Here is a 23,326-nt window from a genome sequence, read left to right on the forward strand (position 1 = left end):
AGATTTGCTCGACTTCTTACCAGATCACAATCCGGGATGAATCGGGCAATATCATTTTGCTTCCGGCTCCACAGGTCCATGCCGCCTGGAATTCCTTCAAATGCGGCAGAGGGCCGTTGATACGGTCGCGGGCGGGTGAATGCGGGTCTGTCTGCACCTGGTTGCGCAAAGCTTCGTCGGTGGTGTTCATATGCCAAACCTGTGCCCAGCCGAGGAAGAAGCGCTGCTTCCAGGTAAATCCGTCGATTGGTGCCGGTTCCTTGCCGTTGAATGATTTTTCCAAAGCATAATAGGCCAATGTCAGGCCGCCGAGGTCGGCAACGTTTTCGCCGATGGTCAATGCACCGTTGATCTTGAAGCCTGGTAATGCTTCGATGCCACTGAAATAGTCGATATAGCGTTTGGTCAGTTTATCGAAATTGGCGCGATCCGAAGCCGTCCACCAGTTTTTGAGGTTACCTTCATCATCGAACTGTGAACCCTGATCGTCGAAACCGTGGGTGAATTCATGGCCGATCACAGCGATAATGCCGCCATAATTGATCGCATCGTCGGCGTTGCGGTTATAGAAGGGCGGTTGCAGGATGCCAGCGGGGAATACCACCTCGTTGTTCAGCGGGTTGTAATAGGCATTCACAGTCTGCGGCGTCATGAGCCATTCCTTCTTGTCAACTTCCTTGCCGATCTTCTCGACACTTTCCTTGTGCGCGAACAATGAGGCAGAGATCACATTCTCAAACAGCTTGTCCGGCGCGATCTCGATGGTGGAGTAATCCTTCCATTTGTCGGGATAGCCGATTTTATAAGTAAATGCTTTGAGCTTTTTATGTGCTTTAGTCTTGGTCGAATCACTCATCCAGGTCAGCTTATCGATGCGTTCGCCGTATACTGTACGAACGTTCTCAATCATTTCCGAAACCTTTTTCTTGTCCTCTTCCGGGAAGTATTTCTTTACAAACAGCTTACCTAGCGGCATACCCAGCAAACCATCGGTTGAGCGGATGGCGCGCTCCACACGCCCTTTTTGCTGCTTGGTACCGCGCATTACCGTCGAGAAAAACCGGAAGTCCTCCTGATCGAACTTCTTGGGCAGGTAACCCGCAAAGCGCGAGAGCAATTGCCATTTGGTATACAATTTCAAAGTAGCAATCGGCGTCGCTTTGAGGAGTTTGTTCAGGTTTTGCAAATAGGGTTTGTTTTGAACGATCACCGTGTCGGTTTTTACGTTCTGCTTGTCTGCAAATGCCTTTTGATCGAAGTCCGGGATCAGTTTTTCGAAATCGGCGAAAGCCATTTTGTTGTAGGTTTTCACCGGGTCGCGTAGCTCGACGTTGGTCAGTTGCAACTTCGCTACTTTGGTTTCGAAGTCGAGTATCGTCTGGCCGGGGTTTGCATCGGGAAAGCTGGCCATCGAGAACATCTTGTCGATGTGCTTTACGAACTCGCCGCGTACCTTCACGGTGCTGGAGTCGGTGCGATCGTAATAGCTCCGCTCGCCGAGGCTGAGCCCGCCCTGGCCCTGGTAAAGGATATTGACCTTGCTGTTTCGCAAATCGCCTTCCACGCCAAAGCCGATCACGGTTTCAACGCCTACCTTCTGCATTTCGCCGGTTACAGCCGCGAGGTCTTTCAGCGAAGCCACCGCATTGATTTTGTCGAGATAGGGCTTCAAAGGTTCCAGTGCACGTTTCTCAACCGTCGCAGTATCGAGAAACGACTGGTAATAATCGGCGATCTGCTGCTCTTCGGTACCTTTCTTGCGGTCCTGAACTTTGGTGATCTCTTCAATAATGCCTTTGAGACGAACTTCCTTGTTCTCCTTATCGAGAATCCCAAATGCACCCCAGCGGCTTTCGGTGCCTGGAATCGGATTTTTCTTTTTCCAGCCGCCGTTGGCGTAAGCATCGAAATCGTCGCACGCCTTGGCTGCCGAGTCGAGGGAGCTTACATCGAAGCCGGGTACTTTGGAGGTGTCGGTTTCTTCCTTTTCTTTTTTACATCCTGCCAGGCTCACTACTAGGGCCAGAGCGGCTACACGGAATGCGGCTGATTTCATTTTGTGATGTATTTGTTTTTGAAGTATATAAAATGATTAGTGAATGCCACCCATCCAACCCTTGATCGGTTTCCAGAATGCGAGTAGTATCAGACCGAAGACGGTTGTGATAATGGCCACCTGGTTGAACAGCGCCGGCATTTGCAGGATATTCGATTCATCGAAACCACCTGCGAAGAGCCCGGCAATGAGGTTACCCAGCGACGCTCCCACAAACCAGATACCCATCAGCTGGCTCACATAACGCTTGGGTGCCAGTTTGGTATAGGAACTCAACCCGACAGGGCTCACGCAAAGCTCGCCGATCGTGTGCAGGAAGTAGGTAAATGTGAGGAAAAACGGCGAAGCCAGCTCCCCTTTCACCGCGATGTTCGAAGCTGCAACCATTACGAAAAAGCTCAAACCCAACAATATCAAACCCATCGCGAATTTGACCGGAATGGAAGGGTTGCGGTTTTTGGAAGAAAGCGATATCCAGAGACTTGCCAGCACAGGTGCAAAAATCAATACAAAAGTAGGCTGGAAGTTCTGGAACCAGCTGGATGGCACTTCCCACCCGCCAATCATCCGTTGGGTATGGCGCTCGGCGAAGATCTGCAGCGATGTGCCCGCCTGCTCATATCCGGCCCAGAATAATGCTATGGCCAGAAAGAGAATAATCAACACGCCCACGCGGTATTTTTCCACGCGCGTAAGCCCGCCCGCAACGAGTATGAACAGGAAGTAGGCAGCAGAAATGGAGACGATAATGATACCCGCGCCCTGCGCGAGGCCCTGCGCGGTAGTCATATTAATGGTACCCGTGGTTTGCAGCACAATGAGGAATATCACCAGCAATGCGATCAATCCGTAACCGAGCAGTTTGTTGTTGCCCGATGCCGTTGCGATGGCTTCTTCGCCGGGTTCCTTCGCAGCCGGAACGTCTCCGAGCCCTTTCAGGTGAGTAGCACTGCCGTACCGGAATACGATCAGGCCAAGTAACATACCGACAGCTGCCGCACCGAAGCCCATATGCCAGCTAACCTTTTCACCCAGGTAACCCACAATGGCGATGCCGAGGAACGATCCCAGGTTGATACCCATATAGAAGATTGAAAACGCCGCGTCGCGCCGGGCCCCACCTTCGGGATACAACTCACCCACGATGGAGCTGATATTTGGCTTTAAAAGCCCCGTGCCGATGGCTACGGTGCAAAGTCCCAGAAAGAATATGACCGATCCGGCTGGTATGGCCAGGATAAGGTGCCCCAGCATAATAACGATCCCCCCGTACCAGATGGCTTTTTTCTGGCCCAGAATATTGTCGGCCAACCAGCCACCGGGCAGTGTGAGCAAATAAACGGAAGCAGTATAAAGTCCGTAAATGGCTGTGCCTTCGGCTGCACTCAGTCCCATTCCACCTTTGATATTATCGAGTAGAAAAAGCAGAAGAATGGCCCGCATACCGTAGTAGCTGAAACGTTCCCACATTTCGGCAAAGAACAAGACATACAGTCCTTTGGGGTGTTTTTGGGAAATCTGTGAAGACATAGAAGAGAAGTGTTTTATTTGGTTTTTGGGGTTGTAAACAGATGTTTTTATCGTGCAAGATAGGAATTATGGGTAAATATCAATCAATCATAAAAATAAAAGCGGTAGCAGTTTGTAAGGACTGCTACCGCTTGAAATAAACGGTTTGACGAACGGATTATTTAACGGAGAATGAGCCTTCGCCGATCGAAAAGCCTTCGGAATAGAGTTCGATCGTGTACTTGCCCGACGTAAAGGGTGCGTCGCGGTCGTAGAGGATACTTACATCCTGGTTGTTGTTGGAATAGGTAATATCCTTGCTGATGGTATAGCCCTGTTCCTGTCCGTTATACTGGAATACACCGGAACCGGTTTTAGTGTCCGAAATGGTAGCGCCACTTGGGTCGATAATACGCAAATAAATGGTTTTATCGTCGGTAGCGGTAAGCGGGTTCTTTTCGAGAATGAAATCCACGCGTACCTTATCGACTCTTTTGGACTTCACATTTTCGCCTTCACGCACCTTGCCTTTGGACGATACCGCGTAAACCTTCACACTACGTGCACGCAATGCGGCGGCCATCGTTACTTTCGATTCCAGTTCGGTCTTTTGGGCAACCACCCCGCTGAGCGAATCACGCACAGCCTGGCGACTGGTTTGCAGTTCGTTCTTTTCCTGGGTAAGGCCCTCGTTCTGGCTGATCAACTGCTGGTTTTCTTCCCGAAGCTGAGCGATTTCGGTGTCCTTTTTGACGAGAAATTCCTCATATTCCTTGATTTTCCGGCCCATAGACGCATTGCCTTTGCGCAATGCTGCCCGGTCACTTTCGAGTGATGCTTTCACTTTTTGCAGTTCGGCAACATCGCCGCCAAGCCCCTGTACCTCGAGAATGCGTGCATCGAGTTGTTTGGAGATAGAATCCAGCTTGATTTCGGAGGTTGCCAGTTCATTAACCCTGGCGGTGAGGTCGGTTTCCTGCTTTTGTGTGATGTTGTGTTCTTTATAATATAGGTATCCGAACACTGCGGCAAGAATGGTCATCAGGATCAATCCTACGACCAGACCGGTATTGTTTTTCCTTTCCATAAAACTTTGTTTAGGTTTTGGTAATAAAGTTTATGGTTAATGTACAAAAAAGCATGCCACGACTATACGTTGTAAATGGCTTCAAGCAAAAAGCGGACGGAAGACCATGCTTCCATCCGCTTTCGAATATCGGTTTGTTTGAAATACTAATAATCACCTCCGGCGCCGCCGCCGCCAAAGCTACCTCCTCCAAAGCCTCCGAAACCACCGCCATCGCCTCCGCCGAAGCCGCCCCAGTTACCTGAGGAACTCCCGCGACCCGAATGCGTGGTGTAAGGGAAGAATATAGGTGGAATGCCACTGTCGCGGTAGCCGCGATTACCTCCTCCGCCACCTCTATTGCGAAATATGAATATGAGGATAACGATAAATATGATCACGAAAATCAGTATGGGAGGAAAGCCATCGCCTTCGCCGCTGTCCTGCTTCGGATCGGCCTTGTATTCGCCCGTCGCGTATTTGAATATCATATCTACGCCGTCGCTCAGGCCCTGGTAAAACTGCCCGGCCTTGAACTGCGGGGTGATTACCTGAGAAACGATGCGTTTCGCGATAGCGTCGGGTATTGCACCTTCGAGGCCGTAACCGGTTGCGATGAAAATCTTTCTTTCCTTTGGCGCCCAGAGCAATACGATACCATTGTTTTTGCCCTTTTGGCCCACACCCCATTCTGTACCGAGTTTGAACGCATAGTCGGCAATGGGGTAGTCGCCCAATGTGGGAACGATTACGATCACAATCTGCGAAGAAGTCGAGTCGTTGTAGGCGACCAGCTTCTGTTCCAACTGCGCCTCTTCCGATGGGTTAAGCTGGTTGGCAAGGTCGTTGACGAGCCTTGGCGGATTGGGCTTGGGAGGAATATCCTGTGCCTGCACACCGGCTATTGCCGCTACGGCAAGCAGTAGGTAAATGATGAATTGCTTCATAGTTTATTGGCCGAACGAAATATCATCCGGAAGTTCGTTGATGTCGCCGGACTGGTAGGGGAAGTGTTTTTTTAATTGTAGCCCAGCTTCCTGAATGCCATGGCGAAGACCTTCTTTAAACTCTCCAGCCCTGAAATGTTTGCGTAAGAGCTCTTTGGTACTGTCCCAAAAATCGGAGCTTACTTTCGCATCGATCCCCTGGTCGCCCAATACGGCAAACTTCCGGTCTTCGTATGCGAGGTAAAACAGTACCCCGTTGCGTTCGGCGGTTTGGTGCAGGTTTAAAAACAGGAAAACTTCCTTGGCCCGCTCCATGACATCCGACGTAGGGCATTTCTTCTCTATATGCACTTTCACTTCTCCGGAAGTCTGTTTTTCCGCTTCCTGAATTGCCTCAATAATGTCTTGCTGCTCTTCGTCGGTGAAAAATAGGGATTCGGTTGCCATGAGCCCGGTTGAGATGGATAGGGTTAAAAACATTGCGCCGGGCTCTTCACAAGCCCGGCGCGAAACTTAGAATTGTACGCTTGGCGCTTTATCTGAACCCGGTGCGGCCGTGAAATAACCTTTTTGGGAGAAGCCGAATACCCCGGCGAAAAGGTTGGTCGGGAATGTGCGGACCTCCTGGTTGTAATCCTTTACGACCGTATTGAACTTGCCGCGTTCCACGCTGATCCGGTTTTCAGTGCCTTCGAGCTGGGCCTGCAGTTCGAGGAAGTTCTGATTGGCTTTCAGATTAGGATATTGTTCAACCGATACAAGCAGGCGAGACAGTGAACCGCTTAGCTGATCCTGTGCCGCCTGGAATTTGGCGATATTTTCAGGGGTAAGCTGATCGGCGCTGATCGTAGTTTGTGTCGCTTTGCTACGCGCTTCGATTACCGCCGTCAATGTACTTTTTTCAAAATCGGCAGCACCTTTAACGGTATTTACCAGGTTGGGGATAAGGTCGGCGCGGCGCTGGTACTGGCTTTCCACGCCGGCCCATGATTCTTTTACTACCTCATCTTTTTGCACGAGGCCATTATATTTACCGCAGCCAACGAATCCGAGAATCAGAACAACGACGATAACTGCAATGAGTCCTTTTGACATTTTAATATTCAGTTTAGAGTTATTGAATGTGATTCAAAGTTGACCAAAGCTAGCAAAATCTGTTAGAAAATCTACATAGCCGGTCTCCCAAGACGATATTGCCCCATTTGTACCGGATCAATCTTCGCCGACACCGGCCAGGGTGTTCCAGCGGCCCCAGTTGACGGATGCTTCGTAGTCAAGCAGCAGGCTTTCAAAATACATCGCGCCCCATGTCCAGTTAATATCCAGTTCATCGACCAGGTACCGCGCGGCGGCCTCGCGTTCCGCAGCAGTAATGAAGCCGGTAGCAGTGAGCTTTTGGATAATATTATTTATTATTTGGTCATCCGTCTGTCCATTTATCCACTTCTCAAATGCTGCGTTATCATTCTTCCAGCGACGGTTGAAATGGTGTTTCACGCCGCTAGGCTTGAACATCCTTGGGCCAAACCGGAGCAATGTCCAATGCAGGTATTCCCGTTTCAGCAGGTTAGTGATGATGGCATCTTCCGTCACAGCGTGCGATTGGGCGGTTTTTACACTCCGATAGATGTAAGAAGCCGAAATACAGCCGAGCGAAAGCCAGTCGGAAAGCCGGGTGTCGGTGAGCGGCTCTGCGGTAGGGTAGGAGATGTCCTTTTTTACGTATTGCTCAATATATTCCTTCAACGCAGCCAGCGCATGTATCTCTCCGCCGGGTGATGAGGCCACCGGTATTTCATTCGGGTCGATGCCGAGTTCAGGTAATCCGGGAATGTACCCTGCTTCCATGTCGGCGGGTAACGGAACCCTCTCCGGCGTCTGGAATTGTTCCTTTATTTTGAGGTCGTTGCTCAGCAGGCGCTCAAACTCCGGAAAGCCGGTCGGCAATTTGGATACCGGGAATGGCAGGTCGAATGCGTTGATCATTGTGTCCATCCAAAATAGCCTGATGTCGACATTCGCGGTTTTGAGGTTTTTACTCAGGGATGATTCAATGCGGGTTTCCTGCGGTGCAATTTCTTTACTCGTGTAAACATAATCGGCATTATAATTTTCCGCGAGCTTGGCGACGATCTCTTCGGGCTTTCCAATGCGAATGAGCAGGTCGCCGCCTTTTTGCCGGATATTTTCACGGAGCTCGGCAACTGCCTCGATTAGAAAACGTGCCCGTAATGCACCCGTTCTACGGAAACCAAGCTTTGTTTTTTCAAATTGACGGGGATCAAAAACATATACGGGAAGGATTTCATCGGCGGCATCCACGGCTGAAAAAAGTGCCTGGTTGTCCTTTAACCTTAAATCATTCCTGAACCAATAGATTATGCGTCGGGCCATTAATGCAAACTGATAAGTACTCTTTGGGAAATGTTAAGAAATGCAATTATAAGAAAAAGCCCGCTGCGAAACTGATCGGTTCGCAGCGGGCTTCCCTAAGATTTGGTAAATCAATAGCTCAGGATCGTGAATTCCGTGCGGCGGTTGCGCTGGTGCTCTTCCTCTGTTTTGGCATTCGGAACGATGAGCTCTCTTTCGCCGTAACCCTTGGCTTCCATCCTGTCGGCTTCAATGCCTTTGGAGTTTAGGTAAGCCACCGCGGATTCGGCGCGGTTTTGCGAGAGCGTCATGTTATAGGCATCGGTTGCGCGGGCATCCGTATGTGAGCTGAGCTCGATAGTCATTGTCGGGTTATCTTTCAGGATTTGCACCAATTTATCCAGCTCCACTGCTGCATCGGGGCGGATATTGTATTTGTTCAAATCGTAATAGATATTTTCCAGTACGAATGTCTTGTTCAGTTCCAGCTTGTCGAGTTTGATGGTCACATTGAACGTGGTATCGGTCAGTTCTTTAGTCAGGAAAATCGGCGGAATGTTGCGCCCCGACATTGAGAACGGCTCCCGCTTGCTGATATAGCCTTTACGCTGAACCAGCAATTGATACGCTTTGCCTTCTTCCACCGGCTGCTTGCCAAACTTGCCATCTTTCGCAGTCGGGAACTCGGCGATTTGCGTATCCGAGGTGTCGGGCAGGATGTGTACCACCGCCGAATCGATCGGGATAGGCGTTTCGCCATTTGCGAGAACGGTTCCGGCAAGGAAGTAGCGGACTACTTTCCGTTTGCCATTGATGAAGTTCGGGTTGTTCGGATTAAGCGGATCGTTCGGGTCGTTATGTTTTGCGACGGTGGTCGTGTCCTCTTCTTCCGGTGCGGCGAAGTAGTAAATGTCGTCGTCGCCTTTGCCGCCGTCGCGGTTCGAAGCAAAGAATCCTTTTTTCAGGTTTTGATAGAATACCAATCCAAAGTCGTCTTGCGGGCTATTGAAGGGCAGGCCCATGTTTTCGATCGTGATCACACCCTGTGTTCTCGTTGCTGAAAAAAGATCGAGTTTGCCAAGACCGGGATGGCCGTCGGAAGCAAAGTAGAGCTTTCCGCCTTCCGCTACATAAGGAAACATGTCGTCTCCGACCGTATTGATGTCCTTACCCATATTCACCGGGCGGCTAAACCGGCCGGACGCATCGATATTGGTGCGGTAAATATCGATCCCGCCTACGCCACCAGCGCGGTTGGATGCGAAATAGAGCGTTTTGCCGTCGCGAGAGAATGCGGGCGAGCCATCCCAGGCGAGGGAATCATTAATAGGAAGTATTGCCGGGGCCGTCCATTGGCCGCTTACATTGCGGCTCATGTAAAGGTCTACATCCGGCGATTTATCTTTTTTCTTACCGGTATTACTTCTGGCAAAAACGAGCGTTTTTCCGTCGGGTGAGAATGCGGGCGAGGCGTCGTGGGCTTCCGGCGCAAAAACTTCCTGGCTGAACAATACGGGATTTCCTTGCGTGTTACCGGGATCCGAGGCGATATTGATTTTGTAAAGTCCCAACATCGGTTGGCCATTGTTGGTGTAAATCTTCTCTTTTTTGGAAGAAGAGAAAACCAGTTCGTTGCCCAGTACCGTCGGTGCGAACTCGGCACCGGCCGTGTTCAGCGGAAGGTCTTTCAGCTCGACCTCCATTTTGGTTGCTTTCAAACGATCGGCAATGCGGATGATCTCGACTTCGCGCAATGCCCTTTCCTGCAAGTTCTGCGGAACGTTTTGGCCTTTGGCGAATTCGGAAAATTGGGCTGACGCGTCGGCATAGTCGCCGGTTGTTTTCAGTGCGTAAGCATATTGAAAACGCGCATCTGCATTGGTAATGCCACCGTCTATGGCTTTTTTGTAGTAGGGGACAGCTTCTTTGAAGCGGTTCGAAAGGCGATAGGACTCCGCGATCAGGTAGCTCGTCTGCACCGGCTCGATATTGGCTTCGGCGGCTTTCTGGAAACCTTTGATGGCGAGGTCGTATTCTCCGTTCGCAAATTTCTTTTGGCCGTCTTTATATGCCTGCATCGCCGAGTTGCAGCCGGACAAGTATAAACAGATTGCAAAACAAACTATGAGAGTAAAGTAACTCCGGAAAAGTTTCATAATGTAGAGTATAAAATCAAACGATTCGACGCGCACACTGGGTTTCTGAAAAACAATACTAATAAACAACGATTGGAAATAAAATTCAGGATACTAGATAGGAAGAATTTTATTTGAATCTGACTCCTCCTGCGCATTTCTTGACAACCTACTTTGCAGAATGGTGGTAATGGTACAAAAAAAGTTGTTAACGGTTTGTAAATCAAGGATGGTTTATTACTTTTGCAGTCCGATTTTTCGGGAAAAGTGTTTATATAACAAACGATCGGTTAGGTAACCGAATCAAAATCAAATTGTTAAATGCCTACTATTTCACAATTAGTCCGTAAAGGTAGAGAGACCATTACATGGAAATCCAAGTCTCCGGCTTTGGATTCATGCCCTCAGCGCAGGGGCGTGTGCACCCGGGTGTACACTACTACGCCTAAGAAGCCAAACTCGGCGCTTCGTAAAGTAGCCCGTGTTCGTCTGTCGAACAACAAGGAGGTGAATGCCTACATCCCAGGTGAAGGCCACAACCTGCAAGAGCACTCGATCGTATTGATCCGCGGTGGTCGTGTGAAGGATTTGCCAGGTGTTCGTTACCACATTATCCGTGGTGCACTGGATACCGCAGGTGTGAACGGCCGTAAACAACGTCGTTCTAAATATGGTGCGAAGCGTCCGAAACCAGGACAAGCTCCGGCAGCACCAGTAAAAGGTAAGAAAAAATAAAAAGTAACTCTCTCTGCTTTTATTAAGTAATTCAATTCTTATAAAAGGGAAGTAATCCTGGTAATTACCCCAGGGTGAATAAGTTGCAAAACGAAACCTCGTTAAAACATTAAGACAAAATGAGAAAGTCGAAACCAAAGAAAAGATATATCCTTCCTGATCCGAAGTTCAGGGACGTCCAGGTTACCAAATTCGTTAACAACCTGATGTACGAAGGAAAGAAAAGCATTGCTTTTACTATTTTCTACGATGCATTGGAACTGGTTGAGAAAAAAACCAGCGAAAATGGCCTGGAAACATGGAAAAAAGCATTGAACAACGTAACTCCTTCCGTTGAGGTTAAGAGCCGTCGCGTGGGTGGTGCTACTTTCCAGGTTCCTACCGAAGTTCGTCCTGAGCGCAAGCAGTCACTGGGCATGAAATGGTTGATCAACTATTCCCGCAAGCGTGGTGAAAAGACAATGGTTGACCGTCTGGCCGGCGAAATTATCGCTGCTGCGAAAGGTGAAGGTGCTGCTGTGAAGAAGAAAGACGATACGCACCGTATGGCAGATGCCAACAAAGCGTTCTCGCACTTCCGTTTCTAGTCAGGAGCGCAGAAATAGAATGGTCGGGAGCCTGGTTTATCCGGGTTCCCGATTTTTTATTTTGAGGTTTTTAGAAAAATAACTTTTCCTTAATTGTTTTTATAATCAACAATTTATACTTTTGCGCTCTGAATTTTGAAAACCAGCGTTTTGCGCTGAGAGAAAAATTCAAACAGCTTCGCACAGAATTGCACTTTGAATATATAAAAACACATCACCATCTGTCATGGCACGTGATTTAAGATTAACAAGAAACATTGGTATTGCCGCGCACATCGATGCAGGTAAAACAACGACAACGGAGCGTATCCTTTACTACGCAGGGGTTAGCCACAAAATCGGAGAGGTGCACGATGGTGCTGCTACGATGGACTGGATGGAGCAGGAGCAGGAGCGTGGTATCACTATTACATCCGCTGCTACGACAGTTAACTGGAACTACCGCGACGAAAAATACCACATCAACATCATCGATACTCCTGGACACGTTGACTTCACCGTTGAAGTGAACCGTTCTCTTCGTGTATTGGATGGTCTTGTGTTCCTTTTCAGTGCAGTAGATGGTGTTGAGCCTCAGTCTGAAACAAACTGGCGTCTGGCTAACAACTATAATGTTGCCCGTATCGGTTTCGTAAACAAAATGGACCGCTCAGGTGCAGACTTTCTGAAAGTTTGTACTCAGGTTAAAGAGATGTTGGGCAGCTACGCTGTACCTCTTCAATTGCCTATCGGTGCAGAAGATACTTTCCGCGGTGTAGTTGACCTCGTTAACTTCCGTGGTATCGAGTGGAACGAAGCTGATAAAGGCATGACTTTCACTGAGGTGCCTATTCCTGACGATATGCTGGAAGAAGCTACCGAGTGGAGAGAGAAATTGCTTGAAGCTGTGGCCGAGTTCGACGATACTTTGATGGAGAAGTATTTTGAAGATCCTAACTCGATCTCTGAAGATGAAATTCTTGCTGCATTGCGCGCTGCAACTATCAGCATGAAGATCGTTCCTATGGTTTGTGGTTCTTCTTTCAAAAATAAAGGAGTTCAGACTATGCTTGATTACGTGATGGCTATTTTGCCTTCACCATTGGATCGTGAAAGCATTATCGGAACAGATCCACGTACAGGTAATGAGATCAGCCGTCAGCCATCTGAAAAAGATCCTTTCTGTGCATTGGCATTCAAAATCGCAACTGACCCTTATGTAGGTCGTCTTTGCTTCATCCGTTCTTACTCGGGTGTACTGGAATCAGGTTCTTATGTATTGAACAACCGTTCAGGAAACAAAGAGCGTATCTCCCGGATTTTCCAAATGCACGCTAACAAGCAAAATCAGATTGACAGGCTTGAAGCAGGTGATATTGGTGCGGTAGTAGGTTTCAAGGATATCAAAACAGGAGATACTCTTTCTGAGGAAAAATCACCGATCGTTCTCGAATCAATGGTATTCCCAGAGCCGGTAATCGGTTACGCTATCGAGCCTAAGAAAGCTGCTGACAGCGATAACTTCTCGAAAGCGATCACCAAACTGATTGAAGAAGATCCGACACTCCAGGTTGAATCTAACGAAGAGACTGGTCAGACGATCATCAAAGGTATGGGTGAGCTTCACCTTGAAATCATCATCGACCGTATGCGTCGTGAGTTCAAAGTGGAAGTAAACCAGGGAGCTCCTCAGGTTGCTTACAAAGAGATCCTTACCAAGAACTTCGAACACCGCGAGGTTTACAAGAAACAAACGGGTGGTCGTGGTAAATTCGCCGATATCGTATTCGAAATCGGGCCACGCGACGACAACGAGGAAGGAAAAGAGCCGAAACAAGGTTTGCAGTTTGTGAACGAAGTTGTGGGTGGTGCTATCCCTCGCGAATTCATCGCTCCTGTTCAGAAAGGTTTCGAAGCTGCTATGATCAACGGTGCGCTTGCAGGATATCCTTTGGATTCGATGAAAGTGCGTTTGTTCCATGGTTCATTCCACGATGTCGATTCAGATTCACTCTCTTTCGAATTGGCTGCCAAGATCGGTTTCAAAGAAGCTGCTCGTCACGCAGGTTCGAAATTGATGGAGCCTATCATGCACGTAGAAGTTCTGACTCCTGACGAATATACCGGACCTATCACAGGTGACCTTAACCGTCGTCGTGGTATCATGAGAGGTATGGACTCCCGCAATGGAGCACAGGTTATCAAAGCTGATGTACCTCTTTCTGAATTGTTCGGTTATGTGACTGACCTTCGTACAATGTCATCAGGACGTGCTACTGCATCCCTGACGTTCGCTTACTACGAAATCGTGCCTAATAACATCGCTGACGGTGTTATCGAGAAAGCGAAAGGTCTCGTTAAAGCTTAATACAATAGATGCGTTGCAGGAGCCATTCTGCAACGCATTCTTTATGATATAGCCTGCGAAGTAAATGGTTCTTTCAAAGGTGTACTGCCGGAGCGATCCGGCGAGATTTTCTGAACCGGAAACAAACAAATACAATGAATCAAAAGATCCGTATCAAACTTCGGTCATTCGACCACAACTTGGTTGACAAGTCAGCCGAGAAAATCGTTAAGGCAGTAAAGGCAACAGGCGCGGTAGTAAGCGGTCCTATTCCTTTGCCTACAAAGACAGAGAAATTCACTGTTCTTCGTTCGCCGCACGTTAACAAGAAATCGAGAGAGCAATTCCAGCTTTGTACCTACAAACGTCTGGTAGACATTTTCTCAACAAGCGCTAAGACGGTAGATGCCTTAATGAAGCTTGAATTGCCAAGCGGTGTTGATGTAGAGATCAAAGTATAGTTAATGCCGGCTCATTGATTTAAGCCACCACCTAAATTGGATGAAGGTCCGGGTTCCTCTGGAAACCACATCTGAACTCAGAAAAGCCTGACAGGCATAGGATTACACCGATAACCAGTCAGCTTCTTCGAAAATGAGGTCAGATGTTCGTTCATCTGACCTTTTTTGCTGATTATCAGCGAGAAATATTTTTAGGCTGTTAGGATGTTAAAATCGTTTTTTCTACCTTTGCAGTCCGTTTTAAAGAATAAGGGGGTTTTACCTGCTAAATTTAAATTTCAAACATGTCTGGTTTAATTGGTAAAAAAATCGGAATGACTAGTTTGTACAATGCTGACGGGCAGGCTCTGGCATGTACTGTGATCCAAGCTGGTCCTTGTGTTGTTACACAAGTTAGGTCCGAAGAAAAGGATGGCTATAAGGCTATCCAGTTAGGTTTTGGTGAGAAGAAAGAAAAGAACACCTCCCAGCCTCTGATTGGCCACTTCAAAAAAGCCAACACGACTCCCAAGCAAAAATTGGTTGAGTTTAAGGAATTTGAAGTGGAACATGAACTTGGAACTTCACTATCCGTTACGGATATCTTTGAAGAAGGCGAGTTTGTTGACGTTGTAGGATCTGCCAAAGGTCGTGGTTTCCAAGGTGTTGTAAAACGCCACGGATTCGCCGGGGTAGGTGGTCAGACACACGGTCAGCACAACAGAGCCCGTCACCCAGGTTCGATTGGTGCTTGTTCATTCCCATCACGCGTATTCAAAGGCATTCGTATGGGTGGACGTATGGGTAACAATCGTGTAAAGATTCAGAATTTGCGTATTCTGAAAGTGATACCTGAGCAAAACATTCTTGTAGTGAGTGGCTCAGTACCGGGTTCGAAGAATTCATTTCTAATCATTGAGAAGTAGTACGATGGAACTGTCCGTATTAAATATAAAAGGAGAAGATACCGGCAAGAAGGTAAATGTGTCTGAGGAAGTATTCGGCATTGAACCTAGCACGCACGCGATCTATCTCGATGTGAAGCTTTACCTGGCTAACCAGCGTCAGGGAACGCACAAATCAAAAGAACGTGCAGAGGTAAATCACTCTACACGTAAAATCAAACGCCAAAAAGGAACCGGCGGAGCTCGTGCAGGTAGCATTAAGTCTCCAGTGTTCGTAGGTGGTGGCCGTATTTTCGGTCCACGTCCACGCGACTACGGTTTCAAAGTAAACAAGAAAGTAAAAGCATTGGCTCGCCGTTCGGCACTTTCTGTTAAGGCGCAAGCTAACGCCGTTTCGGTTCTGGAAGCGTTCACTTTCGAAGCTCCCAAAACGAAGTCTTTCCTGAATGTATTGAATTCACTTTCTCTTGTGAATACAAAGACATTATTGATCCTCCCAGAGATCGACAACAATGTATACCTGTCTAGCCGTAACATTCCGAAAGCGAAAGTTACAACTGTGGATGCGGTTAATACATATGACCTGATGAATGCAGACCGTCTTCTGATAAGTGAATCTGCTCTTTCTATTTTGGAAACCCAATTGAACAAATAACAATGAGTGTACTGAAACGTCCGATTATAACCGAAAAGGTAACGGCTCAGGGTGGTCAAGGTAAATACGCTTTCGAAGTCTCCCTTACTGCAAACAAGGTAGAGATCAAGAAGGCTGTTGAGAAACTGTTCGGGGTTACCGTAGAAAGTGTTCACACCATGCGCAGCATTGGTAAAAGCAAATCCCGCACATCGGGAGGTAAGTTTGTCACTGGAAAAACGTCAACTATCAAAAAGGCGATCATTACAGTAGCCGAAGGCGAAGCCATCGATATCTACGGTGAAGCCTAGTTGAACGATTTCAAATCATTAGACGAGTTAATAGCAAATGGCAGTTAAAAAATTAAAACCTACAAGTGCTGGTCAGCGTTTCCGCTCGGCTCCTACGTTCGAGGAGATCACCGCGTCGAAGCCTGAGAAGAGTCTTCTGGAACCCATCAAGAGAACAGGTGGTCGTAACAGCCAGGGACATCGTACCATGCGATATATTGGTGGCGGTCACAAGAAAAAATACCGCGTTATCGATTTCAAAAGAAACCGTTTCGACGCTCCCGCTACTGTCCTTACGATCGAATACGATCCAAACCGTTCAGCGCGTATCGCCCTGATCCAGTTTGAGGACGAAGAAAAACGTTACATCATTGCACCAAACGGTCTGAAAGTTGGACAAGTTATCGTGTCCGGAAATTCAGTAGCTCCTGAGGTTGGAAATGCCCTTCCATTGGGATCGATGCCTGTCGGTACGATTGTACACAACATCGAATTGACTCCTGGTAAAGGTGGTCAGTTTGCAAGAAGCGCCGGTGCTTACGCGCAGCTGGTAGCGAGAGAAGGCGGTAAATACGCAGTATTGAAAATGCCATCTGGCGAAATGCGTATGGTACTTGCTACTTGTATCGCAACGGTTGGAGTTGTTTCCAATGCTAGCCACATGAACGTTTCGCTTGGAAAAGCGGGTCGCAGAAGATGGTTGGGACGTCGTCCACGTGTACGTGGTGTTGCTATGAACCCTGTTGATCACCCAATGGGTGGTGGTGAAGGCCGTTCGTCAGGAGGTCAGCCTCGTTCTAGAAATGGTCAGTTCGCGAAGGGTCTTAAGACACGTAACCGCAACAAGCATTCTGAGAAATTGATTATCAGCCGTCGTAAAAAATAAGTAGAACATGGCACGCTCATTAAAAAAAGGACCATATATCGACTTTCGTCTCGAAGCCAAAGTTGAAACGATGAACAACTCGTCGCGTAAATCTGTCATCAAGACCTGGTCGCGGCGCTCAATGATTTCGCCTGATTTTATCGGGCACACATTTGCAGTACATAACGGAAACAAGTTCATTCCGGTTTATGTGACTGAAAACATGGTAGGACACAAACTGGGCGAGTTCTCTCCAACCCGTAACTTCCGTGGCCACACCGCTAAAAAAGATAAAGGAAGAAAATAATTTGTCGACGTAGCTGGTCCTAACGGACGAGCCGATATCTGAAAAGAAACATGGAAGCAAGAGCTATATTAAAGGATGTGCCTACTTCTCCTCGTAAGATGAGATTGGTGGCCGACATGATTCGCGGACAGAAGGTCAGCAAAGCGTTGGCACTTTTGAAATTCCAACCGAGAGCTTCATCGCCGGTTTTGCACAAAGTTCTTCTTTCGGCTGTTGCCAACTGGCAGCAAATGAACGAAGGATCGAAACTGGAAGACGCTGACCTGATCGTTAAGACCGTATTTATTGACGGTGGACGCATGTTAAAGCGTTTGCGCCCTGCACCTCAGGGAAGAGCACACAGGATCCGTAAGCGTTCCAACCACATCACAATCGTGGTAGACGACGCGTCGGTGTCAGTAAATGAAGCAGTAATTAGCGAATCATAAGTAAAACGATCTATTTCGAATGGGACAAAAGGTTAATCCGATAGGTCTAAGACTAGGAATTGTTAGAGGATGGGAATCTAGCTGGTACGGAGGAAAAGACTTCTCTGACAAACTGGTTGAAGACGAAAAAATCCGTAACTACATCAAAGCGCGTATCCCGAAAGGATCGATTTCAAAAGTAGTTATTGAACGTACACTTAAACGCATCACTTTGACTATCCACACTGCCCGTCCGGGTATCGTGATCGGAAAAGGTGGTAGCGAGGTTGATAAAATCAAGGAAGAGCTTAAAAAGATTACAGGAAAAGATGTTCAGATTAACATCTACGAAATCAAACGTCCTGAAATCGATGCAAAACTGGTAGGCGAGGCAATCGCTCAGCAATTGCAGGCTCGTATCTCTTACCGTCGTGCAATGAAGCAATCTATCGCTTCTGCAATGCGTGTAGGAACACAAGGAATCAAAATCCGTTTGGCAGGTCGTCTGGGTGGTGCTGAAATGGCCCGTACAGAAGAATACAAAGAAGGACGTATTCCTTTGCATACATTGAGAGCGGACATCGACTACGCTATCTCCGAAGCACAAACTATCTACGGTAAGATCGGTATTAAAGTATGGATCTTCAAAGGAGAATTGTACGGAAAGCGTGACCTCACTCCAAGCGCAGCAACTGCCGCATCCGACAGAGCTGAAAGAAGCGCACAAGGTGGCGAACGTGGTGGTAACGACCGTGGCGGACGTGGCGACAGAAGAGGTGGCCGTGACAGAAACGATGGAGGAGCTCCACGTGGTGAAGGCGGTGGTGGTGATGCAGATCGTCGCAAACGCAACAAGAACAAGAAAAAGTAATCAGATACTTTCCGGTATCAAACCGGTTCAAATAGATTAGAATCATGTTACAGCCGAAAAGGACAAAATTTCGCAAACAACAAAAGAACAAAGGTTCGCACAACGGTCTCGCGACCCGCGGACATGAGATCGCTTTTGGATCGTTTGCAATAAAGGCACTGGAACCAGGTTGGTTGACTGCTCGCCAGATCGAAGCAGCCCGTATCTCGGTGACACGTGCGATGAAACGCGAAGGTCAGGTTTGGATCCGTGTATTCCCTGACAAACCGATTACCAAAAAACCTGCCGAGGTTCGTATGGGTAAAGGTAAAGGTGCTCCTGAGTATTGGGTAGCTCCTGTTAAGCCTGGAACTATCATTTTCGAAGCGACTGGTGTAGCGCTGGATACTGCAAACGAAGCATTGCGTTTGGCTGCACAAAAGTTGCCAATTAAGACAAGGTTCGTCGTACGCCGGGATTATCAGGAATCATAGTAGTCCGAACGTATTAAGAACCGCTAATTATCAAAAGCAATGACTAGTAAAGAAATAAAGAATCTGTCGCAGGATCAGCTGAAAGAGCAGATCGCCCAAGAGAGAGAGCGCTTACTCCGGTTGAAATTTGCTCACGCTATTTCTCCAATTGAGAATCCTCTGCGTATTCGCGCCTCACGTAAGGAAATTGCAAGACTCTTAACAGAGCTGTCGGCTAAATCTAACCAACAGTAAACAGTTTAGAAATTATGGAGGCAACAGAAAGAAATTTACGTAAAGAGAGAGTTGGCAAGGTAGTGAGCAACAAAATGGAGAAATCCTGTGTGATCACTGTCGTGCGTAAAGTGAAACACGCTAAGTATGGTAAGTTTATGACTAAAACTACCAAGCTGATGGTTCACGACGAAACAAACCAGGTTGGAATCGGTGACACGATCCGTGTAATGGAAACTCGTCCGCTTAGCAAAAACAAGCGTTGGAGATTAGTAGAAATCCTTGAAAGAGCGAAGTAATCATGGTACAACAAGAATCAAGACTGTCAGTAGCCGATAACAGTGGCGCGAAAGAAGTACTCGTAATCCGGGTATTGGGCGGAACTGGAAAGCGTTATGCTTCGGTGGGCGATAAGATCGTCGTGACAGTGAAATCCGCTCTGTCTTCGAGCAATATGAAAAAAGGAACGGTTTCCAAAGCCGTTGTTGTACGTACGAAGAAAGAAGTACGTCGTAAGGATGGTACCTACATCCGGTTTGAAGATAATGCGGCAGTTTTATTGAACAACAACGATGAGCCACGTGGTTCACGTATTTTCGGACCGGTTGCCCGGGAATTGCGCGAAAAGCAGTTCATGAAAATCGTATCACTGGCACCAGAAGTGTTGTAAGAAATCAAAACATCAGTATTTCTTTAAACTGTTAAGAGAATACCTCAATGGAAAGTACAAATAAAAAAGCACCGGCAAAATTGCACGTTCGCAAGGGTGATACCGTGAAAGTGATTTCAGGTAATGCAAAAGGCGAAACCGGCGTGATCACCAAGGTGCTTGTAGAAAAACAAAGAGCTACTGTGGAAGGCGTGAACATGATCACGAAGCACGTTAAGCCAAACGCGCAAAATCCACAAGGCAGCATCGAAAAACGCGAAGGCGCCATTCACATCAGTAACCTGATGGTAGTAGATCCTAAAACAGGTGAAGCTTCAAGAACCGGCCGTAAAGCGAATGACAAAGGAAAACTGCAACGCTTTTCAAAAAAATCCGGAAACTTATTGTAGTCCGGATTTGCCGAAAGCAGTTGATTTTTATAACCAAGCGCGTGGGTCGGCAATCCACATAATCACTTTCAAACATGGCGACGCCTAGATTAAAAGAGAAATACGTTAGCGAAATCGTTTCGCAATTGAAGGGGAAATTTCAGTATAAATCAAGCATGCAGGTTCCCCGCTTGACAAAGATTGTTATCAACAAAGGTATCGGAGCTGCTGTTGCAGACAAGAAACTTGTTGACACCGGTGTGGAAGAGTTGAGCCTGATCACAGGACAGAAAGCAATAGCTACTATCTCCAAAAAGGCTGTTTCTAACTTTAAGTTGCGTGAAAACATGCCTATCGGAGCGAAAGTAACGCTTCGTGGTGACAAGATGTACGAATTCCTCGACCGTTTGACTTCCATTGCAATGCCACGTGTACGTGACTTCAAAGGAATCAGCGACAAAGGATTCGATGGACGTGGAAATTATACGTTCGGTGTGAAGGAGCAGATTATTTTCCCTGAAATCAGCATCGAAAAAGTGGCGAAGATCACTGGTATGGATATCACTTTCGTGACCTCTACCAACTCTGACGAAGAGAGCTACGAATTGCTGAAAGCATTGGGAATGCCTTTCACCAACGCGAATAAATAAGAAAATACTACTAAGATTATTTACCGACAATGGCAAAAGAATCAGTAAAAGCACGGGAGAGAAAAAGACAAGCGCTAGTAGAACGTTATGCTGAAAAGCGTACCAAGTTAAAAGCTGCCGGTGACTGGGTTGGTCTTGACAAGTTACCACGTAACTCTTCTCCTGTACGCCTGCACAACCGGTGCAAAATCACTGGAAGACCTCGCGGTTATATGCGTAAATTCGGAATTTCCCGGGTTCTGTTCCGCGATATGGCGTCAGATGGAAAAATTCCAGGAGTTACAAAATCAAGTTGGTAAGAATACTTTCAATTCTGATTTCAATTACTTAACTTTGCACTCCCGTTCAAAAGGGGGTGTTTAAACTTGGCATAAACATGTTAACGGATCCCATAGCAGACTATCTGACGAGACTCAGAAACGCTATCAAAGCGAAGCACCGGGTTGTTGAGATACCTGCATCCAACATAAAAAAAGAGATTACAAAGGTACTTTTTGACAAAGGGTACATTCAAAGTTATAAATTCGACGAGGTTGGTCCTCAGGGAGTTATCAAGATAGCTTTGAAATATAATCCTGTGACAAAGCAATCTGCAATTGTAAAATTGGAGAGGGTTAGTAAGCCTGGACTTCGTAAATATTCAGGTTCATCAACACTGCCACGTGTATTGGGCGGCTTAGGAACAGTGATTATCTCTACATCGAAAGGTGTAATGACAGATAAAGAAGCTAAGACACTGAATGTGGGTGGTGAAGTGTTATGTTTCGTGTATTAATATTTAAAAGTTATTCAGGAAATGTCACGAATAGGAAATAAAGTTATCACGTTGCCGGCGGGCGTATCCGTATCGGTTGCAGACGATAACGTAGTATCTGTAAAAGGCCCGAAAGGCACACTTACCCAGGCTATCGACACCGATATTACTGTTGAAGTTGAAGGTAGCGAGGTGAAAGTAACGCGCCCTACAGAGCAAAAACGTCACAAAGCATTGCACGGCCTTTATCGTTCCCTGTTGAACAACATGGTGATCGGTGTAGGCGAAGGCTACAAGCGCGAGCTTGAAATTATTGGGGTAGGTTACAAGGCGAGTGCGGCGAACAATGTTCTCGAACTTCAATTGGGTTACTCTCACAATATTTTCATGGCGATCCCGGAAGAGATCAAAGTTGCTACTACCTCGGAAAAAGGTCAGAACCCTAAAGTAATTCTTGAGGGTATCGACAAAGAGCTGATTGGTTCCGTGGCAGCGAAAATCAAATCCCTTCGCAAAGTTGAGCCTTACAAAGGAAAAGGTATCCGTTTTGTTGGTGAAGTGGTCCGTCGTAAGGCAGGTAAGTCTGCTTCTAAGAAATAGTGCGTAGCCACCGATCAATGTTATAAACAAGTAAGATAAGATTTAAGATGGCTAACGCAAAAGCAGATAGAAGAACACGCCTTAAACTTCACATCCGTAAACGGGTGAAGGGAAGTGCAGAACGCCCTAGACTCTCAGTCTTCCGTTCAAACACAAGTATATATGCGCAGATTATCGATGACATCAAAGGGATCACCCTTGCAAGTGCATCATCGGTAGATTTGGGAGGCAGAAAAGAAAACACAAATGTTGAAGTTGCTGCCCAGGTAGGTAAGAAGATCGCAGAGAAGGCGCAGGAAGCAGGTATCCAGGCAGTAGTTTTTGACCGTAATGGATATTTGTACCATGGTAAGGTAAAAGCATTGGCCGACGGAGCTCGTGAGGGTGGCCTGAAATTCTAAGTATAACAAAGACTATGTCTACAAATACAAGACCTTCAAAGGTTAACGAATCAGACCTGAAAGAGCGCGTTGTAGCGATCAACCGGGTAGCAAAAGTAGTAAAAGGTGGTCGTCGTTTCAGCTTCTCTGCCATTGTGGTTGTAGGAGACGGAAACGGAGTAGTAGGTTACGGATTGGGTAAGGCCAATGAGGTAACCGACGCGATCGCCAAAGGAATTGACGATGCTAAGAAAAACCTGATCCAAGTTCCTATGCTAAAACATACCGTTCCTCACGAAATGGAAGGTAAGTTCAGCGGCGGTTTCGTTCTGATCAAGCCGGCAGCTCCTGGTACAGGGGTACTGGCAGGTGGCCCGATGCGCGCAGTGCTGGAAAGCGCAGGTATCAAAGACGTACTTGCGAAATCCAAAGGTTCATCGAACCCGCACAACGTAATCAAGGCTACAATTGACGCTCTTTTGAAAATGAGAGCTCCGCATCAGGTTGCTTTCCAACGCAGCGTTAAATTGGAAAAAGTATTCAACGGATAATCCTTCGGGATTATCCTCAATCTGAGAGTAATCATGTCAAAAGTACGTATTACACAAGTTAAGAGCACAATTGACCGTCCTGAAAGACAAAAACTGACGATTAAAGCGTTGGGTCTTGGTAAACTGAACCGGTCTGTTGAGAAAGAAAACAGCGATGCCATTGCAGGAATGATCCGCAAGGTAAGCCACTTGGTTAAAGTCGAAGAAATCTAAT

General features: G+C 47.2%; 31 protein-coding genes. 23 read left to right on the forward strand and 8 right to left on the reverse strand.

Features of this window, described 5'->3' with window-relative positions:
* Positions 1 to 16: 16 nt before the first annotated feature.
* The 8 genes from ACTJJJ_RS11865 to ACTJJJ_RS11900 all read right to left on the reverse strand — a co-directional run bounded on the left by ACTJJJ_RS11865 (position 17) and on the right by ACTJJJ_RS11900 (position 10,050).
* On the reverse strand, positions 17 to 2,056 hold the full coding sequence (locus tag ACTJJJ_RS11865; RefSeq protein WP_440701907.1) for a M13 family metallopeptidase: 2,040 nt from the start codon (positions 2,054 to 2,056) through the stop codon (positions 17 to 19).
* A gap of 36 nt (positions 2,057 to 2,092) precedes the next feature.
* Positions 2,093 to 3,586 (reverse strand): peptide MFS transporter, encoded by a 1,494-nt coding sequence (locus ACTJJJ_RS11870; RefSeq protein ID WP_188934933.1) that lies wholly within the window; start codon positions 3,584 to 3,586, stop codon positions 2,093 to 2,095.
* 157 nt (positions 3,587 to 3,743) lie between these two features.
* The gene (locus tag ACTJJJ_RS11875; RefSeq protein ID WP_188934931.1) at positions 3,744 to 4,652 is read right to left on the reverse strand and encodes a hypothetical protein; all 909 of its coding nucleotides are present in this window, start codon (positions 4,650 to 4,652) and stop codon (positions 3,744 to 3,746) included.
* A gap of 146 nt (positions 4,653 to 4,798) precedes the next feature.
* The gene (locus ACTJJJ_RS11880; protein ID WP_188934929.1) at positions 4,799 to 5,578 is read right to left on the reverse strand and encodes a TPM domain-containing protein; all 780 of its coding nucleotides are present in this window, start codon (positions 5,576 to 5,578) and stop codon (positions 4,799 to 4,801) included.
* Positions 5,579 to 5,581: 3 nt separating this feature from the next.
* Entirely contained in the window at positions 5,582 to 6,025 is a 444-nt protein-coding gene (locus ACTJJJ_RS11885) for a TPM domain-containing protein (RefSeq protein ID WP_188934927.1), read from the reverse strand.
* A gap of 66 nt (positions 6,026 to 6,091) precedes the next feature.
* On the reverse strand, positions 6,092 to 6,673 hold the full coding sequence (locus ACTJJJ_RS11890) for a LemA family protein (RefSeq protein WP_188934924.1): 582 nt from the start codon (positions 6,671 to 6,673) through the stop codon (positions 6,092 to 6,094).
* A gap of 117 nt (positions 6,674 to 6,790) precedes the next feature.
* Positions 6,791 to 7,972 (reverse strand): deoxyribodipyrimidine photo-lyase, encoded by a 1,182-nt coding sequence (locus tag ACTJJJ_RS11895; protein ID WP_440701908.1) that lies wholly within the window; start codon positions 7,970 to 7,972, stop codon positions 6,791 to 6,793.
* Positions 7,973 to 8,082: 110 nt separating this feature from the next.
* A complete protein-coding gene (locus ACTJJJ_RS11900) occupies positions 8,083 to 10,050 on the reverse strand; it encodes an OmpA family protein (protein WP_440701909.1) in 1,968 nt (655 codons plus the stop codon).
* Positions 10,051 to 10,407: 357 nt separating this feature from the next.
* Between ACTJJJ_RS11900 and rpsL the strand changes: the two genes are divergently transcribed.
* The 23 genes from rpsL (at position 10,408) to rpmD (ending at position 23,325) form a co-directional block, all read left to right on the forward strand.
* A complete protein-coding gene (gene rpsL / locus ACTJJJ_RS11905) occupies positions 10,408 to 10,821 on the forward strand; it encodes a 30S ribosomal protein S12 (protein WP_026350530.1) in 414 nt (137 codons plus the stop codon).
* A gap of 119 nt (positions 10,822 to 10,940) precedes the next feature.
* Complete coding sequence (gene rpsG, locus ACTJJJ_RS11910) at positions 10,941 to 11,408, forward strand: 30S ribosomal protein S7 (RefSeq protein ID WP_019941733.1); 468 nt, start codon at positions 10,941 to 10,943, stop codon at positions 11,406 to 11,408.
* Positions 11,409 to 11,634: 226 nt separating this feature from the next.
* On the forward strand, positions 11,635 to 13,755 hold the full coding sequence (gene fusA, locus ACTJJJ_RS11915) for an elongation factor G (protein ID WP_188934920.1): 2,121 nt from the start codon (positions 11,635 to 11,637) through the stop codon (positions 13,753 to 13,755).
* Positions 13,756 to 13,889: 134 nt separating this feature from the next.
* On the forward strand, positions 13,890 to 14,195 hold the full coding sequence (rpsJ, locus tag ACTJJJ_RS11920) for a 30S ribosomal protein S10 (RefSeq protein ID WP_015813787.1): 306 nt from the start codon (positions 13,890 to 13,892) through the stop codon (positions 14,193 to 14,195).
* Positions 14,196 to 14,479: 284 nt separating this feature from the next.
* Positions 14,480 to 15,100 carry a 50S ribosomal protein L3 gene (rplC, locus tag ACTJJJ_RS11925; protein WP_188934918.1) on the forward strand — a complete coding sequence of 207 codons (621 nt, stop codon included), beginning with the start codon at positions 14,480 to 14,482 and terminating at the stop codon, positions 15,098 to 15,100.
* 4 nt (positions 15,101 to 15,104) lie between these two features.
* Positions 15,105 to 15,734 carry a 50S ribosomal protein L4 gene (gene rplD, locus ACTJJJ_RS11930; RefSeq protein ID WP_426295895.1) on the forward strand — a complete coding sequence of 210 codons (630 nt, stop codon included), beginning with the start codon at positions 15,105 to 15,107 and terminating at the stop codon, positions 15,732 to 15,734.
* A 2-nt stretch (positions 15,735 to 15,736) separates the two neighbouring features.
* On the forward strand, positions 15,737 to 16,024 hold the full coding sequence (gene rplW / locus ACTJJJ_RS11935) for a 50S ribosomal protein L23 (protein ID WP_015813790.1): 288 nt from the start codon (positions 15,737 to 15,739) through the stop codon (positions 16,022 to 16,024).
* Positions 16,025 to 16,061: 37 nt separating this feature from the next.
* Positions 16,062 to 16,889 carry a 50S ribosomal protein L2 gene (rplB, locus tag ACTJJJ_RS11940; protein ID WP_019941737.1) on the forward strand — a complete coding sequence of 276 codons (828 nt, stop codon included), beginning with the start codon at positions 16,062 to 16,064 and terminating at the stop codon, positions 16,887 to 16,889.
* A 7-nt stretch (positions 16,890 to 16,896) separates the two neighbouring features.
* Positions 16,897 to 17,175: a 30S ribosomal protein S19 gene (rpsS, locus tag ACTJJJ_RS11945; RefSeq protein WP_015813792.1), complete on the forward strand. Its 279-nt coding sequence runs from the start codon at positions 16,897 to 16,899 to the stop codon at positions 17,173 to 17,175.
* 50 nt (positions 17,176 to 17,225) lie between these two features.
* Complete coding sequence (rplV, locus tag ACTJJJ_RS11950; protein WP_188934916.1) at positions 17,226 to 17,603, forward strand: 50S ribosomal protein L22; 378 nt, start codon at positions 17,226 to 17,228, stop codon at positions 17,601 to 17,603.
* A 19-nt stretch (positions 17,604 to 17,622) separates the two neighbouring features.
* Positions 17,623 to 18,453, forward strand: a complete 831-nt coding sequence (gene rpsC, locus ACTJJJ_RS11955) for a 30S ribosomal protein S3 (protein WP_188934914.1) — start codon at positions 17,623 to 17,625, stop codon at positions 18,451 to 18,453.
* Positions 18,454 to 18,497: 44 nt separating this feature from the next.
* Positions 18,498 to 18,926: a 50S ribosomal protein L16 gene (gene rplP / locus ACTJJJ_RS11960; RefSeq protein WP_019941740.1), complete on the forward strand. Its 429-nt coding sequence runs from the start codon at positions 18,498 to 18,500 to the stop codon at positions 18,924 to 18,926.
* A 39-nt stretch (positions 18,927 to 18,965) separates the two neighbouring features.
* Positions 18,966 to 19,160: a 50S ribosomal protein L29 gene (rpmC, locus tag ACTJJJ_RS11965; protein ID WP_015813796.1), complete on the forward strand. Its 195-nt coding sequence runs from the start codon at positions 18,966 to 18,968 to the stop codon at positions 19,158 to 19,160.
* 14 nt (positions 19,161 to 19,174) lie between these two features.
* The gene (gene rpsQ / locus ACTJJJ_RS11970; protein WP_188934912.1) at positions 19,175 to 19,438 is read left to right on the forward strand and encodes a 30S ribosomal protein S17; all 264 of its coding nucleotides are present in this window, start codon (positions 19,175 to 19,177) and stop codon (positions 19,436 to 19,438) included.
* A gap of 2 nt (positions 19,439 to 19,440) precedes the next feature.
* Entirely contained in the window at positions 19,441 to 19,809 is a 369-nt protein-coding gene (gene rplN, locus ACTJJJ_RS11975; protein ID WP_015813798.1) for a 50S ribosomal protein L14, read from the forward strand.
* A gap of 47 nt (positions 19,810 to 19,856) precedes the next feature.
* Positions 19,857 to 20,198, forward strand: coding sequence for a 50S ribosomal protein L24 (rplX, locus tag ACTJJJ_RS11980; RefSeq protein ID WP_019941742.1), 342 nt, complete (start codon positions 19,857 to 19,859; stop codon positions 20,196 to 20,198).
* Between the two features lie 74 nt (positions 20,199 to 20,272).
* A complete protein-coding gene (rplE, locus tag ACTJJJ_RS11985) occupies positions 20,273 to 20,827 on the forward strand; it encodes a 50S ribosomal protein L5 (RefSeq protein ID WP_090380023.1) in 555 nt (184 codons plus the stop codon).
* A gap of 29 nt (positions 20,828 to 20,856) precedes the next feature.
* Positions 20,857 to 21,126 (forward strand): 30S ribosomal protein S14, encoded by a 270-nt coding sequence (gene rpsN, locus ACTJJJ_RS11990; protein WP_031528741.1) that lies wholly within the window; start codon positions 20,857 to 20,859, stop codon positions 21,124 to 21,126.
* Positions 21,127 to 21,203: 77 nt separating this feature from the next.
* The gene (gene rpsH, locus ACTJJJ_RS11995) at positions 21,204 to 21,602 is read left to right on the forward strand and encodes a 30S ribosomal protein S8 (protein WP_026350532.1); all 399 of its coding nucleotides are present in this window, start codon (positions 21,204 to 21,206) and stop codon (positions 21,600 to 21,602) included.
* Between the two features lie 21 nt (positions 21,603 to 21,623).
* Positions 21,624 to 22,181: a 50S ribosomal protein L6 gene (rplF, locus tag ACTJJJ_RS12000; protein ID WP_188934910.1), complete on the forward strand. Its 558-nt coding sequence runs from the start codon at positions 21,624 to 21,626 to the stop codon at positions 22,179 to 22,181.
* A 47-nt stretch (positions 22,182 to 22,228) separates the two neighbouring features.
* Entirely contained in the window at positions 22,229 to 22,582 is a 354-nt protein-coding gene (gene rplR / locus ACTJJJ_RS12005; protein ID WP_188934908.1) for a 50S ribosomal protein L18, read from the forward strand.
* A 14-nt stretch (positions 22,583 to 22,596) separates the two neighbouring features.
* Entirely contained in the window at positions 22,597 to 23,112 is a 516-nt protein-coding gene (rpsE, locus tag ACTJJJ_RS12010) for a 30S ribosomal protein S5 (RefSeq protein ID WP_188934906.1), read from the forward strand.
* Positions 23,113 to 23,145: 33 nt separating this feature from the next.
* Positions 23,146 to 23,325 carry a 50S ribosomal protein L30 gene (gene rpmD / locus ACTJJJ_RS12015; RefSeq protein ID WP_031528736.1) on the forward strand — a complete coding sequence of 60 codons (180 nt, stop codon included), beginning with the start codon at positions 23,146 to 23,148 and terminating at the stop codon, positions 23,323 to 23,325.
* Position 23,326 lies beyond the last annotated feature (1 nt).

It is taken from the genome of Dyadobacter sp. 22481, assembly GCF_052044875.1.
Lineage (GTDB): Bacteria > Bacteroidota > Bacteroidia > Cytophagales > Spirosomataceae > Dyadobacter > Dyadobacter endophyticus.

Excerpts from the sequence above, each read along its gene's own strand:
- rpsQ (WP_188934912.1), top strand. The coding sequence starts at position 19,175 with ATGGAGGCAACAGAAAGAAATTTACGTAAAGAGAGAGTTGGCAAGGTA.
- rpmD (WP_031528736.1), top strand. The coding sequence starts at position 23,146 with ATGTCAAAAGTACGTATTACACAAGTTAAGAGCACAATTGACCGTCCT.
- rplD (WP_426295895.1), top strand. The coding sequence starts at position 15,105 with ATGGAACTGTCCGTATTAAATATAAAAGGAGAAGATACCGGCAAGAAG.
- rpsH (WP_026350532.1), top strand. The coding sequence starts at position 21,204 with ATGTTAACGGATCCCATAGCAGACTATCTGACGAGACTCAGAAACGCT.
- rpmC (WP_015813796.1), top strand. The coding sequence starts at position 18,966 with ATGACTAGTAAAGAAATAAAGAATCTGTCGCAGGATCAGCTGAAAGAG.
- rpsG (WP_019941733.1), top strand. The coding sequence starts at position 10,941 with ATGAGAAAGTCGAAACCAAAGAAAAGATATATCCTTCCTGATCCGAAG.
- rplB (WP_019941737.1), top strand. The coding sequence starts at position 16,062 with ATGGCAGTTAAAAAATTAAAACCTACAAGTGCTGGTCAGCGTTTCCGC.
- ACTJJJ_RS11870 (WP_188934933.1), bottom strand. The coding sequence starts at position 3,586 with ATGTCTTCACAGATTTCCCAAAAACACCCCAAAGGACTGTATGTCTTG.
- rplP (WP_019941740.1), top strand. The coding sequence starts at position 18,498 with ATGTTACAGCCGAAAAGGACAAAATTTCGCAAACAACAAAAGAACAAA.
- rpsC (WP_188934914.1), top strand. The coding sequence starts at position 17,623 with ATGGGACAAAAGGTTAATCCGATAGGTCTAAGACTAGGAATTGTTAGA.
- rpsJ (WP_015813787.1), top strand. The coding sequence starts at position 13,890 with ATGAATCAAAAGATCCGTATCAAACTTCGGTCATTCGACCACAACTTG.
- rplR (WP_188934908.1), top strand. The coding sequence starts at position 22,229 with ATGGCTAACGCAAAAGCAGATAGAAGAACACGCCTTAAACTTCACATC.
- fusA (WP_188934920.1), top strand. The coding sequence starts at position 11,635 with ATGGCACGTGATTTAAGATTAACAAGAAACATTGGTATTGCCGCGCAC.
- rplC (WP_188934918.1), top strand. The coding sequence starts at position 14,480 with ATGTCTGGTTTAATTGGTAAAAAAATCGGAATGACTAGTTTGTACAAT.
- rplE (WP_090380023.1), top strand. The coding sequence starts at position 20,273 with ATGGCGACGCCTAGATTAAAAGAGAAATACGTTAGCGAAATCGTTTCG.
- ACTJJJ_RS11895 (WP_440701908.1), bottom strand. The coding sequence starts at position 7,972 with ATGGCCCGACGCATAATCTATTGGTTCAGGAATGATTTAAGGTTAAAG.
- rpsN (WP_031528741.1), top strand. The coding sequence starts at position 20,857 with ATGGCAAAAGAATCAGTAAAAGCACGGGAGAGAAAAAGACAAGCGCTA.
- rpsL (WP_026350530.1), top strand. The coding sequence starts at position 10,408 with ATGCCTACTATTTCACAATTAGTCCGTAAAGGTAGAGAGACCATTACA.
- rpsE (WP_188934906.1), top strand. The coding sequence starts at position 22,597 with ATGTCTACAAATACAAGACCTTCAAAGGTTAACGAATCAGACCTGAAA.
- ACTJJJ_RS11865 (WP_440701907.1), bottom strand. The coding sequence starts at position 2,056 with ATGAAATCAGCCGCATTCCGTGTAGCCGCTCTGGCCCTAGTAGTGAGC.
- ACTJJJ_RS11875 (WP_188934931.1), bottom strand. The coding sequence starts at position 4,652 with ATGGAAAGGAAAAACAATACCGGTCTGGTCGTAGGATTGATCCTGATG.
- rpsS (WP_015813792.1), top strand. The coding sequence starts at position 16,897 with ATGGCACGCTCATTAAAAAAAGGACCATATATCGACTTTCGTCTCGAA.
- rplW (WP_015813790.1), top strand. The coding sequence starts at position 15,737 with ATGAGTGTACTGAAACGTCCGATTATAACCGAAAAGGTAACGGCTCAG.
- ACTJJJ_RS11885 (WP_188934927.1), bottom strand. The coding sequence starts at position 6,025 with ATGGCAACCGAATCCCTATTTTTCACCGACGAAGAGCAGCAAGACATT.
- ACTJJJ_RS11880 (WP_188934929.1), bottom strand. The coding sequence starts at position 5,578 with ATGAAGCAATTCATCATTTACCTACTGCTTGCCGTAGCGGCAATAGCC.
- rplF (WP_188934910.1), top strand. The coding sequence starts at position 21,624 with ATGTCACGAATAGGAAATAAAGTTATCACGTTGCCGGCGGGCGTATCC.
- rplX (WP_019941742.1), top strand. The coding sequence starts at position 19,857 with ATGGAAAGTACAAATAAAAAAGCACCGGCAAAATTGCACGTTCGCAAG.
- rplV (WP_188934916.1), top strand. The coding sequence starts at position 17,226 with ATGGAAGCAAGAGCTATATTAAAGGATGTGCCTACTTCTCCTCGTAAG.
- ACTJJJ_RS11890 (WP_188934924.1), bottom strand. The coding sequence starts at position 6,673 with ATGTCAAAAGGACTCATTGCAGTTATCGTCGTTGTTCTGATTCTCGGA.
- rplN (WP_015813798.1), top strand. The coding sequence starts at position 19,441 with ATGGTACAACAAGAATCAAGACTGTCAGTAGCCGATAACAGTGGCGCG.